This window comes from Thalassotalea fonticola (assembly GCF_032911225.1).
Taxonomy (GTDB): Bacteria; Pseudomonadota; Gammaproteobacteria; order Enterobacterales; family Alteromonadaceae; genus Thalassotalea_A; species Thalassotalea_A fonticola.
The window spans coordinates 4,032,041-4,047,900 of the sequence record NZ_CP136600.1 but is presented as its reverse complement, the minus strand read 5'-3'; the positions used below and the strand labels follow the sequence as shown (position 1 = coordinate 4,047,900).

General features: G+C 40.3%; 16 protein-coding genes. 1 reads left to right on the top strand and 15 read right to left on the bottom strand.

What is annotated here, in order from left to right; all coding sequences use genetic code 11:
• Positions 1 to 324: 324 nt before the first annotated feature.
• Genes rpsQ through rpsJ form a run of 11 tightly spaced genes read right to left on the bottom strand, consistent with a single transcriptional unit; the run spans position 325 to position 5,270 of the window.
• A complete protein-coding gene (gene rpsQ / locus RI844_RS16545) occupies positions 325 to 573 on the bottom strand; it encodes a 30S ribosomal protein S17 (protein ID WP_348395761.1) in 249 nt (82 codons plus the stop codon).
• Positions 573 to 764 carry a 50S ribosomal protein L29 gene (rpmC, locus tag RI844_RS16540; RefSeq protein ID WP_033078134.1) on the bottom strand — a complete coding sequence of 64 codons (192 nt, stop codon included), beginning with the start codon at positions 762 to 764 and terminating at the stop codon, positions 573 to 575. The genes rpsQ and rpmC overlap by 1 nt, the downstream gene beginning before the upstream one ends.
• Entirely contained in the window at positions 764 to 1,177 is a 414-nt protein-coding gene (rplP, locus tag RI844_RS16535) for a 50S ribosomal protein L16 (RefSeq protein ID WP_348395760.1), read from the bottom strand. The genes rpmC and rplP overlap by 1 nt, the downstream gene beginning before the upstream one ends.
• An 11-nt stretch (positions 1,178 to 1,188) precedes the next feature.
• A complete protein-coding gene (gene rpsC, locus RI844_RS16530; protein ID WP_348388186.1) occupies positions 1,189 to 1,887 on the bottom strand; it encodes a 30S ribosomal protein S3 in 699 nt (232 codons plus the stop codon).
• Between the two features lie 11 nt (positions 1,888 to 1,898).
• Positions 1,899 to 2,231 (bottom strand): 50S ribosomal protein L22, encoded by a 333-nt coding sequence (gene rplV / locus RI844_RS16525; protein ID WP_348388185.1) that lies wholly within the window; start codon positions 2,229 to 2,231, stop codon positions 1,899 to 1,901.
• 11 nt (positions 2,232 to 2,242) lie between these two features.
• Positions 2,243 to 2,518 (bottom strand): 30S ribosomal protein S19, encoded by a 276-nt coding sequence (gene rpsS, locus RI844_RS16520; RefSeq protein ID WP_076420823.1) that lies wholly within the window; start codon positions 2,516 to 2,518, stop codon positions 2,243 to 2,245.
• A gap of 30 nt (positions 2,519 to 2,548) precedes the next feature.
• Positions 2,549 to 3,373 (bottom strand): 50S ribosomal protein L2, encoded by an 825-nt coding sequence (rplB, locus tag RI844_RS16515; protein ID WP_348395759.1) that lies wholly within the window; start codon positions 3,371 to 3,373, stop codon positions 2,549 to 2,551.
• 9 nt (positions 3,374 to 3,382) lie between these two features.
• On the bottom strand, positions 3,383 to 3,685 hold the full coding sequence (gene rplW, locus RI844_RS16510; RefSeq protein WP_348395758.1) for a 50S ribosomal protein L23: 303 nt from the start codon (positions 3,683 to 3,685) through the stop codon (positions 3,383 to 3,385).
• A complete protein-coding gene (rplD, locus tag RI844_RS16505) occupies positions 3,682 to 4,287 on the bottom strand; it encodes a 50S ribosomal protein L4 (RefSeq protein WP_348395757.1) in 606 nt (201 codons plus the stop codon). The genes rplW and rplD overlap by 4 nt, the downstream gene beginning before the upstream one ends.
• Before the next feature lie 17 nt (positions 4,288 to 4,304).
• Positions 4,305 to 4,943: a 50S ribosomal protein L3 gene (gene rplC, locus RI844_RS16500; protein ID WP_348395756.1), complete on the bottom strand. Its 639-nt coding sequence runs from the start codon at positions 4,941 to 4,943 to the stop codon at positions 4,305 to 4,307.
• Positions 4,944 to 4,958: 15 nt separating this feature from the next.
• Positions 4,959 to 5,270, bottom strand: a complete 312-nt coding sequence (gene rpsJ, locus RI844_RS16495; protein WP_118958508.1) for a 30S ribosomal protein S10 — start codon at positions 5,268 to 5,270, stop codon at positions 4,959 to 4,961.
• A gap of 427 nt (positions 5,271 to 5,697) precedes the next feature.
• Here rpsJ and uvrA point away from each other — a divergent pair, with 427 nt between their 5' ends.
• Complete coding sequence (uvrA, locus tag RI844_RS16490) at positions 5,698 to 8,520, top strand: excinuclease ABC subunit UvrA (protein ID WP_348395755.1); 2,823 nt, start codon at positions 5,698 to 5,700, stop codon at positions 8,518 to 8,520.
• 92 nt (positions 8,521 to 8,612) lie between these two features.
• On the opposite strand, the gene RI844_RS16485 is transcribed toward uvrA, so the two are convergent.
• The 4 genes from RI844_RS16485 to RI844_RS16470 form a co-directional block, all read right to left on the bottom strand.
• Positions 8,613 to 8,894 carry a hypothetical protein gene (locus RI844_RS16485; RefSeq protein WP_348395754.1) on the bottom strand — a complete coding sequence of 94 codons (282 nt, stop codon included), beginning with the start codon at positions 8,892 to 8,894 and terminating at the stop codon, positions 8,613 to 8,615.
• A 318-nt stretch (positions 8,895 to 9,212) separates the two neighbouring features.
• Positions 9,213 to 12,362, bottom strand: a complete 3,150-nt coding sequence (locus RI844_RS16480; RefSeq protein WP_348395753.1) for an efflux RND transporter permease subunit — start codon at positions 12,360 to 12,362, stop codon at positions 9,213 to 9,215.
• Between the two features lie 10 nt (positions 12,363 to 12,372).
• Entirely contained in the window at positions 12,373 to 13,473 is a 1,101-nt protein-coding gene (locus RI844_RS16475; RefSeq protein WP_348395752.1) for an efflux RND transporter periplasmic adaptor subunit, read from the bottom strand.
• A gap of 307 nt (positions 13,474 to 13,780) precedes the next feature.
• Positions 13,781 to 15,838, bottom strand: a complete 2,058-nt coding sequence (locus tag RI844_RS16470; RefSeq protein ID WP_348395751.1) for an NADPH-dependent 2,4-dienoyl-CoA reductase — start codon at positions 15,836 to 15,838, stop codon at positions 13,781 to 13,783.
• Between the last annotated feature and the right edge of the window lie 22 nt (positions 15,839 to 15,860).

The window sequence follows — 15,860 nt, the reverse complement described above, 5'->3', positions numbered from 1 at the left end:
TTATCTGCAGGACCTATTTTTAAAACATATTGTCGGCTTTGGATATTAATGGGGTGTTAGATTTGCGAATGTGCATGTCAAAATTCAGACATACAGAAGGCCACCGATTGGGAGCTTTTTCAAGTAACAAGAATACTTAGATGTAATATGAGCAGCTTTTGTGATTACATCAACTAAAGTCCATCTTTAGTAAGTTAAGAGCAGACTTTGAAACTTGAAAGTGCCACCACATTCATCGAATGTGCATTTCATAGCTATATATTTTAGACAAAAAAAACGGCTCCCTAAGGAGCCGCTTTTAGATAGTACAATTAGCTTAAAAAATTAAGCTTTTGTGATTACATCAACTAAAGTCCAGTTTTTAGACTTTGAAATTGGTGCACATTCACGAATTGTCACTACATCACCTTCGTTACATACGTTAGCTTCATCATGTGCTTTCAACTTAGTTGAACGGATCATGAATTTGCCGTACATAGGGTGTTTAACACGACGCTCGATCAGAACAGTGATAGACTTTTCCATCTTGTTACTGATAACGCGACCTTGTAGAGTACGAATAGATTCGCTCATTATGATGCTGCCTTCTCAGTTAGGATAGTTTTAACACGTGCGATATCGCGACGTACGTTGCGTAGCAAATGAGTTTGAGCTAACTGACCAGTGCTTGCTTGCATGCGATAGTTAAACTGTTCGCGCAATAAGCCTAGTAATTCAGCATTAAGCTCTTCAATGCTTTTATCTTTAAGTTCTGTAGCTTTCATTACATTACCGTCCGAGTTACGAAGGTAGTTTTGAATGGAATTTTAGCTGCAGCTAAAGCAAATGCTTCGCGCGCTAAAGATTCATCAACACCTTCCATTTCATAAAGAACACGCCCTGGAAGAATTTGGCAAACCCAATATTCAACAGAACCTTTACCTTTACCCATACGAACCTCTAGAGGTTTTTTGGTAATTGGCTTGTCAGGAAAAACTCGAATCCAAATTTTACCTTGACGCTTAACGTGACGAGTCATCGCACGACGAGCTGCTTCGATTTGACGAGCAGTCATACGGCCACGAGCTACAGCTTTTAAGCCATAAGTACCGAAGCTAACTGAGCTACCAGTGTGCGCTAGGCCACGGTTGCGTAGTTTAAATTGCTTACGGAATTTAGTACGTTTTGGTTGTAACATTACTTATTTCCTTACTTACTGCTCTTGCGCTTGCCTTTACCTTTAGGTTTAGCCGCTGGTTGTTCTGCCACTAGTGGCATTTTACCAATTACTTCACCTTTAAAGATCCAGACTTTAACACCGATAACACCATATGTAGTGTCACCACGAGCTGTTGCGTAATCAATGTCAGCACGTAATGTATGTAAAGGTACACGACCTTCACGATACCATTCTGCACGTGCGATGTCAGCGCCGCCTAAACGACCACTTACTTGAACTTTGATACCCTTAGCACCTAAACGCATAGCGTTTTGTACTGCACGTTTCATTGCACGACGGAACATAACACGACGCTCTAACTGACTAGCAATGCCGTCAGCTACAAGTTGCGCATCCATTTCTGGCTTACGAACTTCAGCGATGTTGATTTGTGCCGGTACACCTGCGATTTGAGAAACTTTCTTACGTAATTTCTCTACGTCTTCGCCTTTCTTACCAATTACAACACCTGGACGGGCTGTATGGATAGTAACGCGGATTGACTTCGCTGGACGCTCAATAACAATCTTCGATAATGATGCACGCTTTAATTCTTCAGTAAGGAAGGCACGAACTTCGTGATCGCCCTTAATGTTAGCTGCATATTCTTTGCTGCTTGCATACCAAGTAGACGCGAAAGGTTTAGTGATACCTAAGCGAATACCGGTAGGATGTACTTTCTGACCCATACTAATATCTCCTAGTGATCAGCTACAATCACAGTAATGTGACTGGTGCGCTTAAGGATACGATCCGCGCGACCTTTCGCACGAGGTTTAATACGTTTCATTGTTGGACCATCGTCAACCATAATGGTTTTAACGAATAATTCATCAATGTCTGCACCTTCATTGTGCTCAGCATTTGCAATAGCTGAATCAAGAACTTTCTTTACTAAATCTGCAGCAGACTTGTTGCTGTAGTTTAATATTTCAAGAGCTTTTTCAACTTGCAGTCCGCGAATTTGGTCTACAACCAAACGTGCTTTTTGTGCTGAACCTCGGGCAAATTTATGTTTAGCGATAGCTTCCATCTTATTTTCCCTTATCTTTTCGCTTTCTTATCAGCGACGTGGCCGCGATAAGTACGAGTAGGTGCAAATTCACCCAGTTTATGTCCGATCATTTCATCGGTAACAAATACTGGAACGTGTTGACGGCCATTATGGACAGCGATGGTCAATCCGATCATGTTAGGTATGATCATTGAACGACGGGACCAAGTCTTAATTGGTTTTTTATTCCCGCTTTCCAAAGCTTTCTCTACCTTCGTCAACAAGTGCAGGTCAATAAAAGGACCTTTCTTGAGAGAACGTGGCATGGTAATTCCTCTTTAATTACTTAATTAGTACTACTTAGTACGACGACGTACGATAAATTTATCAGTACGTTTGTTTTTACGAGTCTTGTAACCCTTAGTTGGTACACCCCAAGGTGATACCGGGTGACGACCGCCTGAAGTTTTACCTTCACCACCACCGTGTGGGTGATCAACTGGGTTCATGGCAACACCACGAACAGTTGGTCTAACACCACGCCAGCGTGTAGCACCTGCTTTACCCAAAGAGCGAAGCATGTGTTCAGCGTTGCCGATTTCACCTAAAGTTGCGCGACAATCTGCTAAGAATTTACGCATTTCGCCAGAGCGAAGACGTAAAGTCACGTATTGGCCGTCTTTTGCAACTAATTGTGCATAAGTACCAGCTGAACGTGCGATTTGTGCACCTTTACCAGGTTTAAGTTCGATTGCATGGATTACGCTACCAAGAGGTACATTACGAAGTGGTAATGTGTTACCTGCTTTAATAGGTGCGTCTACACCAGACTGAAGAGTATCTCCAGCGCTAACACCTTTTGGTGCTAGGATGTATTTACGCTCACCATCTGCATAAAGTACAAGTGCAATGTTTGCACTACGGTTTGGATCATATTCCAAACGTTCTACTTTTGCAGGAATGCCATCTTTATTGCGTTTAAAGTCAATTACGCGGTAATGATGCTTGTGACCACCACCAACGTGACGAACTGTAATACGACCAGTATTGTTACGACCACCAGATTTAGAGTTTTTCTCTAAAAGAGGAGCGTAAGGCTTACCTTTGTGCAATTCCGAGTTAACCACTTTAACAACGTGGCGACGACCCGGAGAAGTAGGTTTACATTTTACAATAGCCATTATAGTCTCCTATTGCTCTGCGCCAACGAAATCGATGTCGCTACCTTCTGCAAGAGTAACGTAAGCTTTTTTCCAGTCGCTTCTGCGACCAAAACGTGCGCCAGTACGTTTAACTTTACCCTTTACATTTAAAGTGCGAACACCAGTAACTTCAACTTCGAAAAGTTTCTCAACTGCTGCTTTGATTTCTGCTTTATTAGCATCTGTAGCTACTTTGAAAACAACAGTGTTGTTTAACTCAGCAGACATAGTTGCTTTTTCAGAAATGTTAGGTGCCATGATCACCTTCAACAAACGTTCTTCGTTTATCATGCTAACATCTCCTCAATTTGCTTAATCGCATCAGCTGTAACTAATACTTTCTCAAAACCAACAAGGCTTACAGGATCAATACCAGCTACGTCACGAACGTCAACTTTGTATAAGTTGCGAGCTGATAAGAATAAATTCTCGTCAACTTCTTTCGTTACGATTAAAACGTCTTTTAATTCAAGACCTTTTAACTTGGCTACTAATTCTTTAGTCTTAGGTGTTTCTACCGAAAAGTTCTCAACCACAACTAGACGTTCTTGACGTACTAATTCTGAAAGGATGCTTTGAATCGCACCACGATACATTTTACGGTTAACTTTTTGGCTGTGATCTTGTGGACGAGCAGCGAATGTTACGCCACCTGAACGCCAGATTGGACCACGAGTTGTACCAGCACGTGCACGGCCAGTACCTTTTTGACGCCATGGCTTCGCGCCACCGCCACTAACTTCTGAACGAGTTTTTTGCTTCACAGTACCTTGACGAGCGCCTGCTGCATAAGCAACAACTACTTGGTGTACTAGAGCTTCATTAAACTCACGTCCGAAGGTAGCTTCAGACACTTCAAGAGCGCCAGATGCGCCTTTTAATGCTAATTCCATCACTAATCTCCTGGACGTTAGGCTTTAACAGCTGGTTTAACGATTACGTTGCCATTTATTGCACCTGGAACCGCACCTTTAATAAGGAGCAAGTTACGTGCAGCGTCAACGCGAACCAATTCAAGGTTTTGAGTAGTAACTTTCTCAGCACCCATGTGACCAGACATCTTTTTGCCTTTAAATACACGACCAGGTGTTTGACACTGGCCGATAGAGCCGTTAGAACGGTGAGATATAGAGTTACCATGAGTTGCATCTTGCATGCTGAAATTCCAGCGCTTGATACCACCTTGGAAACCTTTACCTTTTGAAGTACCGGTAACGTCTACTAATTTGGTTTCATTGAATAACTCAACAGTGATGTCACTGCCAGCTTCAATACCTTCACCTTCGCCATCTTGTAAGCGGAATTCCCAGCAGCCACGGCCAGCTGTAACACCTGCTTTAGCAAAATGACCTGCTAAAGGCTTAGTAACACGACTAGCTTTACGAGAGCCAGTTGTTACTTGTAAACCACGATAACCATCGTTTTCAAGAGTTTTCACTTGAGCAACGCGGTTAGCTTCAACTTCTACGACTGTAACTGGTACAGAAACGCCATCTTCAGTGAAGACACGAGTCATACCAACTTTACGTCCGACTAAACCAATAGTCATAGTTAAATCCCCTTATTAACCCAAGCTGATTTGAACGTCAACACCAGCTGCTAAATCTAAACGCATTAATGCGTCTACAGTTTTCTCAGTTGGTTCAACGATATCAATCATACGCTTGTGAGTACGAATCTCGTACTGATCACGAGCATCTTTGTTTACGTGTGGAGAAATCAAGATAGTAAAACGCTCTTTACGTGTAGGAAGTGGAATAGGACCACGAACCTGAGCACCAGTGCGCTTTGCAGTATCTACGATTTCAGCTGTTGATTGATCAATCAGACGATGATCGAACGCTTTCAAACGAATGCGAATTCTTTGATTTGACATTTATCAAATCCCCAATATAAAAAGAACGAACAAAGTACGGCTCATCACCTACGTTTTGGTGTAGGGGAGCGTACTGCTATATATACATTCAACTCCAAATCGGAGTTGCTGTCGGTTAGAATTTTCCTCTAGCTATAAGCTATTAGTCACTAACAAAAACCTAAACCATATCGGTTTCGGTCGGCGTATTATACAGAACTGATAATTTGTTGCAAGTATAAATTATGAACTGTGCTCTATAAATTTGTAGTTATATTGTTAACGAATTTAACTAAGCATTACCTTGTTACATAATAGAGCGATTGAAATGAAATAATTACCACCCTAGCTGATTTTTAACTAAGTTTTATGCCATAATAGCCGATTCTCAAAATTTCAGGCTGACCTTAACCAATATCGTGGTGTATAGGTAGTAACAGGGCGTAAGATGAAACAAATTGAAGTTCGTGGTGCTCGCACTCATAACTTAAAAAATATCGACTTAGATATTCCTCGCGATAAGCTTATTGTTATTACTGGCCTTTCTGGCTCGGGCAAATCATCTTTAGCTTTCGATACCTTATATGCTGAAGGTCAACGTCGTTATGTTGAGTCTCTTTCTTCTTACGCACGCCAATTTCTATCACTGATGGAAAAGCCTGATGTTGATCATATTGAAGGCCTGTCGCCGGCTATTTCAATCGAACAAAAATCAACATCGCATAACCCTCGTTCAACTGTAGGTACCATTACGGAAATTTATGATTATCTACGATTAATGTTTGCTCGTGTTGGGGAGCCGCGCTGCCCTACTCATCATGAGCCTCTAGCTGCACAAACGATCAGTCAAATGGTTGATAATGTTTTAGCCCTAGAAGAAGGTACCAAGGTGATGTTGTTAGCGCCGGTTGTACAAGACAGAAAAGGCGAACATATAAAGTTATTAGATAACTTGGCTGCACAAGGTTATATCAGAGCACGCATCGATGGTGATGTTTGTGATTTATCAGATCCTCCAACTTTAGATCTTCACAAGAAACATACCATTGAAGTTGTCGTTGACCGCTTAAAAGTTCGCGAAGACATTCAAACACGATTAGCAGAGTCATTCGAAACAGCACTGTCACTTACCGACGGTATTGCGGCAATCGCTTTTATGGATGAACCTGACAAAGAAGAATTATTATTCTCTGCTAATTTTGCCTGCCCGCAATGTGGCTACAGCATGCAAAAGCCAGAGCCAAAATTATTTTCATTTAACAATCCTGCGGGAGCATGTCAAACCTGTGATGGTCTTGGTCATAAGCAATTCTTTGATCAACAGCGTGTTATCGCGAACGATGAACTTAGCTTAGCCGGTGGCGCTATCCGTGGTTGGGATAAGCGTAACTTTTATTATTTCCAAATGCTCACCTCTTTGGCAGATCATTATAACTTCGATTTAAACCTGCCTTTTAAGGATTTAGAGGAAGGTATTCAGCACATCATTCTTTTAGGCAGTGGTCGTCAAGATATTGAATTCAAGTATATGAATGACCGTGGTGACATAGTAAAACGCAAACATCCCTTTGAAGGGATCTTGGTCAATATGGATAGACGGTATCGCGAAACAGAATCAAACGCGGTAAGGGAAGAGTTATCTAAATATCTAAATAATCAATCTTGCCCTAGTTGTAATGGTAGTCGTTTACGCCTGGAAGCTCGTAATGTGTTTGTTGATAATAAAACCATTGATGAAGTTGTTGAGTATTCAATCGCCCAAGCTGCCAGCTTTTTCCAAAAATTAGAGCTAGCCGGCCAACGTGGACAAATTGCCGAAAAAATCTTAAAAGAGATAAATGATCGTTTAGGTTTCTTAGTTAATGTTGGTTTAAATTACTTAACCCTTTCTAGAAGTGCCGATACTCTCTCTGGTGGTGAAGCGCAACGTATACGCTTAGCCTCGCAAATAGGTGCTGGCTTAGTTGGGGTAATGTACGTACTTGATGAACCCTCAATAGGATTACATCAACGAGACAATGAACGCTTATTAAAAACTTTGATTCATTTACGCGACTTAGGTAATACCGTCATTGTGGTAGAGCATGATGAAGACGCAATTAAAGAAGCTGACCATGTCATTGATATCGGCCCGGGAGCTGGAGTGCATGGTGGGCAAGTCATTGCTGAAGGCACCATCGATGATATTTTAGCAAGTGATGATTCATTAACCGGCAAGTATTTATCCGGCGCGTTAAAAATTGAAATACCTGAAAAGCGCACTCCTTTTAATAATAAAGAAGTAATTGAGTTAACCGGAGCTACAGGTAACAACCTTAAAAATGTTGATTTAACCATTCCGCTTGGCTTAATGACATGTGTAACCGGCGTTTCTGGCTCAGGTAAGTCGACATTAATTAATGACACTTTATATAAGATTTCTCATATTGAATTAAATCGAGCGACTTTAGATGAACCAGCTCCTTATAAAACAATTACCGGTTTAGAGAAACTTGATAAAGTAATCGATATTGATCAAAGCCCTATAGGTAGAACTCCTCGTTCTAACCCTGCAACTTATACAGGAATCTTCACTGCCATTCGTGACATATTCTCAGCAACACAAGAGTCGCGTTCACGTGGTTATAAACCTGGTCGCTTTAGTTTCAACGTTAAAGGTGGTCGCTGTGAAGCTTGTCAGGGCGATGGCGTAATTAAAGTAGAAATGCACTTTTTACCTGATGTGTACGTACCTTGTGATATCTGTAAAGGAAAGCGCTATAACCGTGAAACATTAGAAATTCGTTATAAAGGCAAAAACATTCACGAAGTGTTGGATATGACTATTGAAGATGGTTTCGATTTCTTCAATGCTATTCCAGCGGTTAAACGTAAACTGCAAACGTTAGTTGATGTTGGCCTGTCTTATATTAAGCTTGGCCAATCAGCTACAACACTTTCTGGTGGTGAAGCGCAAAGAGTTAAGCTTTCAAAGGAATTATCTAAGCGAGATACTGGCCAAACACTTTATATATTAGATGAGCCGACCACGGGTTTGCATTTTCATGATATTAAGCAATTAATGCATGTATTACATCGCCTGCGTGACCATGGAAATACTGTAGTGATCATTGAGCATAATCTGGATGTGATTAAAACTGCCGATTGGATTGTTGATTTAGGTCCAGAAGGTGGCTCTGGTGGTGGGCAAATTCTTGTTACAGGTACTCCAGAAGTAGTCGCCGAGCATAAAGAGTCACATACTGCGAGATTTTTGAAACCTTTACTGTAAAACAATTCTATATTGATAAATTGTTCTTTCAAGTCTTCCAGTACGTTGAAATATACAGAAAATAAATAATGTAAAAGGCCCATTAGGCCTTTTTATTTATCAACCAAGTCCTCTGTTGATTGCTCTAAGTGATGAACCAGCACCTTTTTTGATTCATCTAAATTACTCTCTAAATCACCAACAAACTTATCCAAATTAGCTTCAAGTTCAATAACACTTTTATCCAACTTTTGTTCAATAGCCAACTTGGATTCATCCAGGTTTTCAACAAGCGATCTTTCAAGGTGATCTAAATTTTCAGTCAGTTTGGTGCCTGTAGATTCGCTGCAAGAGAATAAAAGCATGAGTAATGGCAAAAAATAGTAAAATTTCATTATAAACAACCGGATTTTTTATTGTGCTTAATATACAAGTTCCATCATATCACTCTGACTTAAGACAGCTTAAATATTTTATCGATATTAATATTTAGACACAAATTACTTATAGCCTTACACCCTAAGTAAAGATTATTCAGAGCGCACTAGGAGTCATTCTGGATTACATATTAGAAGTCATTATTTACAAAGCGTAATGAAAACAATGTCGCAGAGGTCTGTATCAATGATCCCTGGTGATTTGGATTGATTCATCCTTGAATTAAAAAAAAGCGGGCCAATTGGCCCGCTTTGACATCGTTTAAAAATCAAACGCTATTCTTTACCATCTCTTGCGGCATCAGCAACCGAAGCAATTCGAGTTTTAGAACCAAATTTCTCGCGAAGTTTTTGGAACATGATGAAGAAAATAGGTACAAATATACAACCTATGATAGTGGCAGATAACATGCCACCGAATACCGTTTGCCCCATAACATTACGAGAAGCGGCACCTGCGCCAGATGCGATTATTAATGGCACAACACCTAAGATGAAGGCAAATGCTGTCATCGCAACTGCGCGCATACGTAATTTAGCCGCCTGAATACCAGACTCTAAAATTGACAAGCCTTTTTCTTCACGTAACACTTTAGCGAACTCAACAATCAATATTGCGTTACGAGCAGCCATACCAATCATCAAAACTAAACCAATTTGGGTATAAATATTCAATGTTCCCCCCATCATACTTACCAAAAATAATGCTCCAAATAATGCTGTTGGTACACAAAGTATGATAGCAAACGGGGTCATCCATGATTCATATTGAGCAACTAAAAACAAGTATGTGAATAATATAGCCAGTGCGAATAGGAAGATAATGCCTCCACCAGTTTTAACTTCCTGATACGTCTGCCCAGTCCAGTCAGTGGTGTAACCGTCAGGTAATGTTTTCGCCACTTCTTTTACCGCATTAATTGCGTCACCGGATGAATAACCAGGAGCTGCGGCGGCCATAAGCTGAGTAGCATTGTATAAGTTATAACGGGCAGACACATCCGCGCCAATTGCTGGTTTAAATTCAGCAAAGGTCGAAAACTTAATTAACTTACCAGTCTTATTGGCTACATACAGTGTATTTAGATCTGATTCATCATCTCTAAATTGGCCATCAGACATGATATTAACCTGATAGTTTTTACCAAATTTAGTGAAATCATTGACATACTTTTTACCAAACATAGTCGACAGTGTTGCGTTAATCGCCGTTGGCTCGATACCGAGTTTCATTGCCAACTCATAATCAATGTCTAAATACAGTTGTGGAACATTAGCGGTATAAGTAGAAAAGGCAAAAGCAATTTCAGGACGAGCCATCAAATCCATAGAAAATTTTTGTAATACAGGAGCAAGTGACTCAGTTGAACGCCCCATAGTGTCTTGTAGAACAATACTCAAACCAGATGATGTTCCCATACCAGGAATTGCTGGAGTGGTAATAGCCAAGCCTTTGATTTCTTTATTTCCTGCTAACAAACCACGAGTTTGTGCTAGTACTGACATTAATGACAACTCTGGTGTTTTACGTAATGACCAATCATCAAGTGACACAATAAGCATCGCCGAGTTGGTTGCCAAAGCACCTTTAAGCATACTAAAACCTGATGCCGAAACGACACGAGCAACACCTGGGATAGCTTCTATTTGACGAGTCATTTCGTTCACTTGTTCAATTGTACGTTCTAAAGTAGCCGCCTCGGGTAGTGAAACATCGACAATAAAGTTACCTTTATCTTCTTCAGGAATAAAACCGGTTGGCATGGTTTTACCTAAGTAACCAATATAAGCAAGTAATGCGACAAAGATAACCATGGTTAATAATAAACGACGACCAAGGAAGTTAACTAACCAGCCATACTTTTCACGGGTAGTGTCGACAAAACGATTAAACCAACCCAATGGTCCTTTAGTTGCAAGCGGTTTTACTTGCATTAAAGTAGCACAAAGCGCAGGAGTTAAGGTTAAAGCAACCACTGTAGATAATACAGTTGAGGCTACAATTGCCACACCAAATTGTGCGTAAAGAATACCAACCATACCTGGTGCTAGTGATACCGGTACAAACACCGCCATTAAAACTAGTGCAGATGCAATTAGCGGCGCGGTAACTTCTTTCATTGCTTTCGACGTTGCTTCTTTAGCTGGTAAATGCTCTTCATGCATTAATCGTTCAACGTTTTCTATTACCACTATCGCGGCATCAACGACAATACCAATTGCTAGGATCAAACCAAACATTGAAATGGTATTAATATCAATACCCATCATTTGGAATACCAAGAATGTCGCAACAAGTGATACCGGGATAGCAATTAAAGGAATAATCGTGGCCCGCCAGTTCTGTAAAAAAATGAAGGTGATAATCGCTACCAGTATTAATGCTTCAAATAACGTTTTGTATACTTCATTCATCGATGCTGAAATAAATGTCGTTGAGTCAAACGCGATATCGTATTCGATATCGTCAGGAAAAGATTTAGCTATGTCTTTCATTTTAGCTTTAACTTCATTTGCAACAACGATTGCATTGGCGCCTGGCGCTTGATAGGCAATTAGCAGAGGAGATGGCTTATCACTCCAGCTTGCTTGTGCCATATATGCTTTTGAACCTAGTTCGATGCGGGCAATATCTTTTAAGCGAATATCACTACCATCAGGCATTACACGGACAACAATTTCTTCAAATTCTTCAACGTTTTTCAAACGACCTTTAGTTTTGATTGTATATTGAAACGTAGTTCCCTGTGGATTAGGTGATTCACCAATTTTACCGGCAGAGATTGTCGCATTCTGCGCTGCAACGGCATTACTGACTTCAGTATCGGTGATGCCAAAACCGGCCATTTTTTCATTATCAATCCAGATACGTAACGAGTAATCTTTTTGGCCAAGCATTTTCAACTCACCAACACCGTTTACCCGTAACAGTTGATCTAAAATATTCAATGTCACGTAATTCGATAAGAATACGTCATCGTAGGTGTTATTTGGCGAGTACAAACTTACTGAAACTAGCATTGATGGCGATGACTTTTGCACCGTCACACCTAATTGTTTTACGATACCCGGCAATTTAGGTAAAGCCTTGTTCACCCGGTTTTGTACTAAAGATTGAGCGCGATCTGGATCAGTACCAATATCGAAGGTAACGCGACCAATATAGGTACCGTCATTCGCCGATTTAGTGTCCATATAAATCATGTTTTCAACACCGTTGATATCTTGCTCTAATACAGAAGCAACAGTATCGCGAATAGTGTTGTGGTCGGCGCCTGGAAAAGTAGCCGTGATCATAATAGTCGGCGGAGTCACTGTTGGGTATAGTGATACCGGCATTTTCAGCATGGTCAATATACCGGTAAGTGTCATTACAATAGATATAACTATTGCAAATTTAGGGCGGTTTATGAAAAATTCAATCATGAGTTACCCCCTACTCTTCAACTGGAGTTACGGCTTGGCCAACTTTTGCTTTTAAGATGCCAGAAACAATAACTCTTTCGCCATCTTGCAAACCATCTTCAACAATCCAGTTAACACCGTAGCGTTTACCAAGTTTTACAACGCGTTTTTCAACGATATTATCTTTACCAACTACGTAGATAAATCGACCTAGTTGATCTTCCATTACCGCCATTTGTGGTATGTAGTGGAAACTTGTTGCTTTGCCCGCTGTAGCAACAATAGTAACATTTTGGCCACCAAGTAATAGACCGTCCGGGTTAGGGAATAAAACACGGTAAGTTACTGTACCGGCACTTACTTCACTACCAATAAAGTTAATTTGACCAGTTTGGTTGTACATTGAACCATCTGCTAATTCTAACTCTAGAGTATCAGGTAATATTTCTTTATTTTTTAGCTTTTTTGATACTGATGCAAAGTGATCTTTTTCACCAATTTGGGTATACACTTCAATTTGTCCGTTAGCAACGATATCAACAATGCCGCCTAGTGCTGTACCAACTAAGTCACCAATTCCAAACTTAGTGATACCAACGACACCATCAATTGGTGCTGGTACTTTACTTTTATGAAGTGATAACTGCGCTTGTACTAAAGATGCTTTCGCTGCAGCAAGAGCGGCTTCAGCTACATCACGATTTACTTTGACTTGTTCGGCATCTAACTTACTCATTGCTTCGCTGCCGGCTAGGCCTTTCGACATTTCATACTTCACTTCAGCCAATGCCAAAGCAGCTTCAGCCTGTTTAAAGTTCGACTGTTGACGAAGTACTTCCGCTTCAAATGGTTGTGAGTCAATTTCAAACATGATTTGTCCACGTTTAATTTCTTGACCTTCTATGATGTGAACTTTGGTTATAACACCAGAAACTTGTGGCACAACCGACACTTTCGACAGTGCTGCTGTTTTACCAGCATAGCGTTCTGAAATTGTTAATTTTTCTGGTTTAATTACTTGTACACCAACCTCTGGGGCTGGAGCTGCAGCTGAGGTGGATTTTTGCTGCTCACCGCAACCTGAAACCATTAGCACCATTAGTGCTGAAACACCTAAAATTTTGAAGCGCATTATTATCTCCTGCGAACTCTAAATTATTTTTTAACCGTTGTACTATATCAGTCACTTGGCAAGCGAGATGATCGAAAGAGCAATCAAATGTAATCGAAAAATCAATTTTCTAACCAAAAGAATAAATATATTTAACCGCTTTATAATATTTAATTAACTATATTTAATTAGTTTTATAGTAGTTCAAATTTGAGAGATTTAAATTATTTCGGATAAATAATGTGTGTTTTTATATAACAGAAAGGAATATTTTTTTGTTTATTTGCAAAGGGTTAGTTAAACCCCTTGCAAAAGCTTAAGAGTTTATTTAGATGCGAGCTGCCAATTCTGCTCCCTGACGAATTGCTCTTTTAGCATCTAATTCTGCAGCTACATCTGCCCCACCAATTAAATGTGCGTTTTGATTTTGATCAATTAATTGTTGATAAAGTGTTCTGTTTGGCGTTTGGCCTGCACATACAATTATGTTATCAAGCTCAAGTTTTTGCTCTTTACCGTTAACAATAAATAACAAATTATTATCTTCAATTTTAGAGTATTCGACTCCAGGGATCATATTAACCCCTTGGTTTTTCAATGTACTTCTATGGATCCAACCAGTTGTTTTTCCTAATCCGGCTCCAACTTTTGTGGTTTTTCGTTGCATTAAATGTATTTCGCGCTCAGTTTTTGTGTGGGCATGATTGGTAACCAATGCGCCACCTTGTTGGTAGGATTTATCTATGCCCCACTCTTTTAACCACTCTTCCGGCTTATTGGTTAATGAATCTTCCTCAGCCAGAAACTCTGCAACGTCAAAGCCAATCCCACCAGCACCAATAATGGCAACACGCTTGCCTACCGGTTTCCGATCGCGTAATACGTCAAGGTAACTGAGCACCATAGGGTTATCAATACCTTCGATAGGTGGAGTACGTGGTGAGATACCTGTGGCAACAACAACATCATCGAAACCTTTTTCAACTAACGTTTCAGCAGTTTGATGGCTATTAAGAGTGACCTTCACCTTCAATAGTTCAAGTTGTTTAGTAAAATAACGTAACGTTTCGTAAAACTCTTCTTTACCTGGAATTTGCTTAGCAAAATTAAATTGCCCGCCAATCTCACTCGCAGCATCAAAAAGCTCAACCTTATGACCTCGCTCGGCGGCATAACAACTAAATGCTAAACCAGCTGGTCCGGCGCCAATTACAGCTATAGATTTTGACTGCTTAGTTTTATCAAAAGTTAACTCTGTTTCATAACACGCTTGCGGATTAACTAGGCAAGATGCACGCTGTTGTTTAAATACATGGTCAAGACAAGCTTGGTTGCAGCCAATACAGGTGTTTATTTCATCCGCTTTATTTTTTGCCGCTTTATTAACAAAGTCAGCATCGGCTAAAAATGGCCTGGCCATTGAAACCATATCGGATTGACCCGAAGCTAGTATTTCTTCAGCAACGTCAGGTGTATTAATGCGGTTAGTTGATACTAGGGGAATATTTACTTCTCCCATTAATCGTTCTGTAACCCAGGTAAAAGCGCCCCTTGGAACACTGGTAGCAATAGTCGGTACCCGTGCTTCATGCCAACCTATACCGGTATTAATGATTGTCGCGCCAGCAGCTTCTATAGCCTTAGCCATAGTAATAACTTCTTCCCAGGTATTGCCACCTTCAACAAGATCCAGCATCGATAAACGGAAAATAATAATAAATTTTTCACCAACCCGTTCACGTGTTGCTTTGACCGCTTCAACACCTAAGCGCATACGATTTTCAATGCTTCCACCCCATGCATCTGTACGGTGATTTGTGCGTTTACAACTAAATTGATTAATTAAGTAGCCTTCTGACCCCATAATTTCAACACCATCATAGCCGGCATCTTGAGCAAGTTTTGAAGACTTTGCGAAATCATTTATGGTTTTCCAAATTTGCCGCTCCGACAAAGCTTTTGGCTTAAAAGGGTTTATTGGTGCTTGAATTTTACTTGCTGAAACAGAAAATGGATGAAATCCATAACGGCCAGTATGCAGTAACTGCAAACAGATCTTAGTTGGGTATTTATGTACAGCAGCTGTTACTGCTTTATGCTTTTTAACATGCCACCATTTACTCAGCTCACCGCCAAATGGTGAAACACGACCACGAAAATTAGGACTGATGCCGCCAGTAACAATTAAACCAACTCCGCCTTTTGCTCTTGCTTCATAAAAAGCTGCAAGTTTGGCAAAACCATTCTTCTCTTCTTCAAGACCAGTATGCATTGACCCCATTAACACTCTATTGCTTAATTGAGTAAACCCCAAATCTAAAGGCGAAAGTAAATTTGGATAAGGATTTTTAGCGCTCTTTGTACTGTTCTTTGTAGTTGTTGTCATACTAAACCTGAGGTCTTACCAG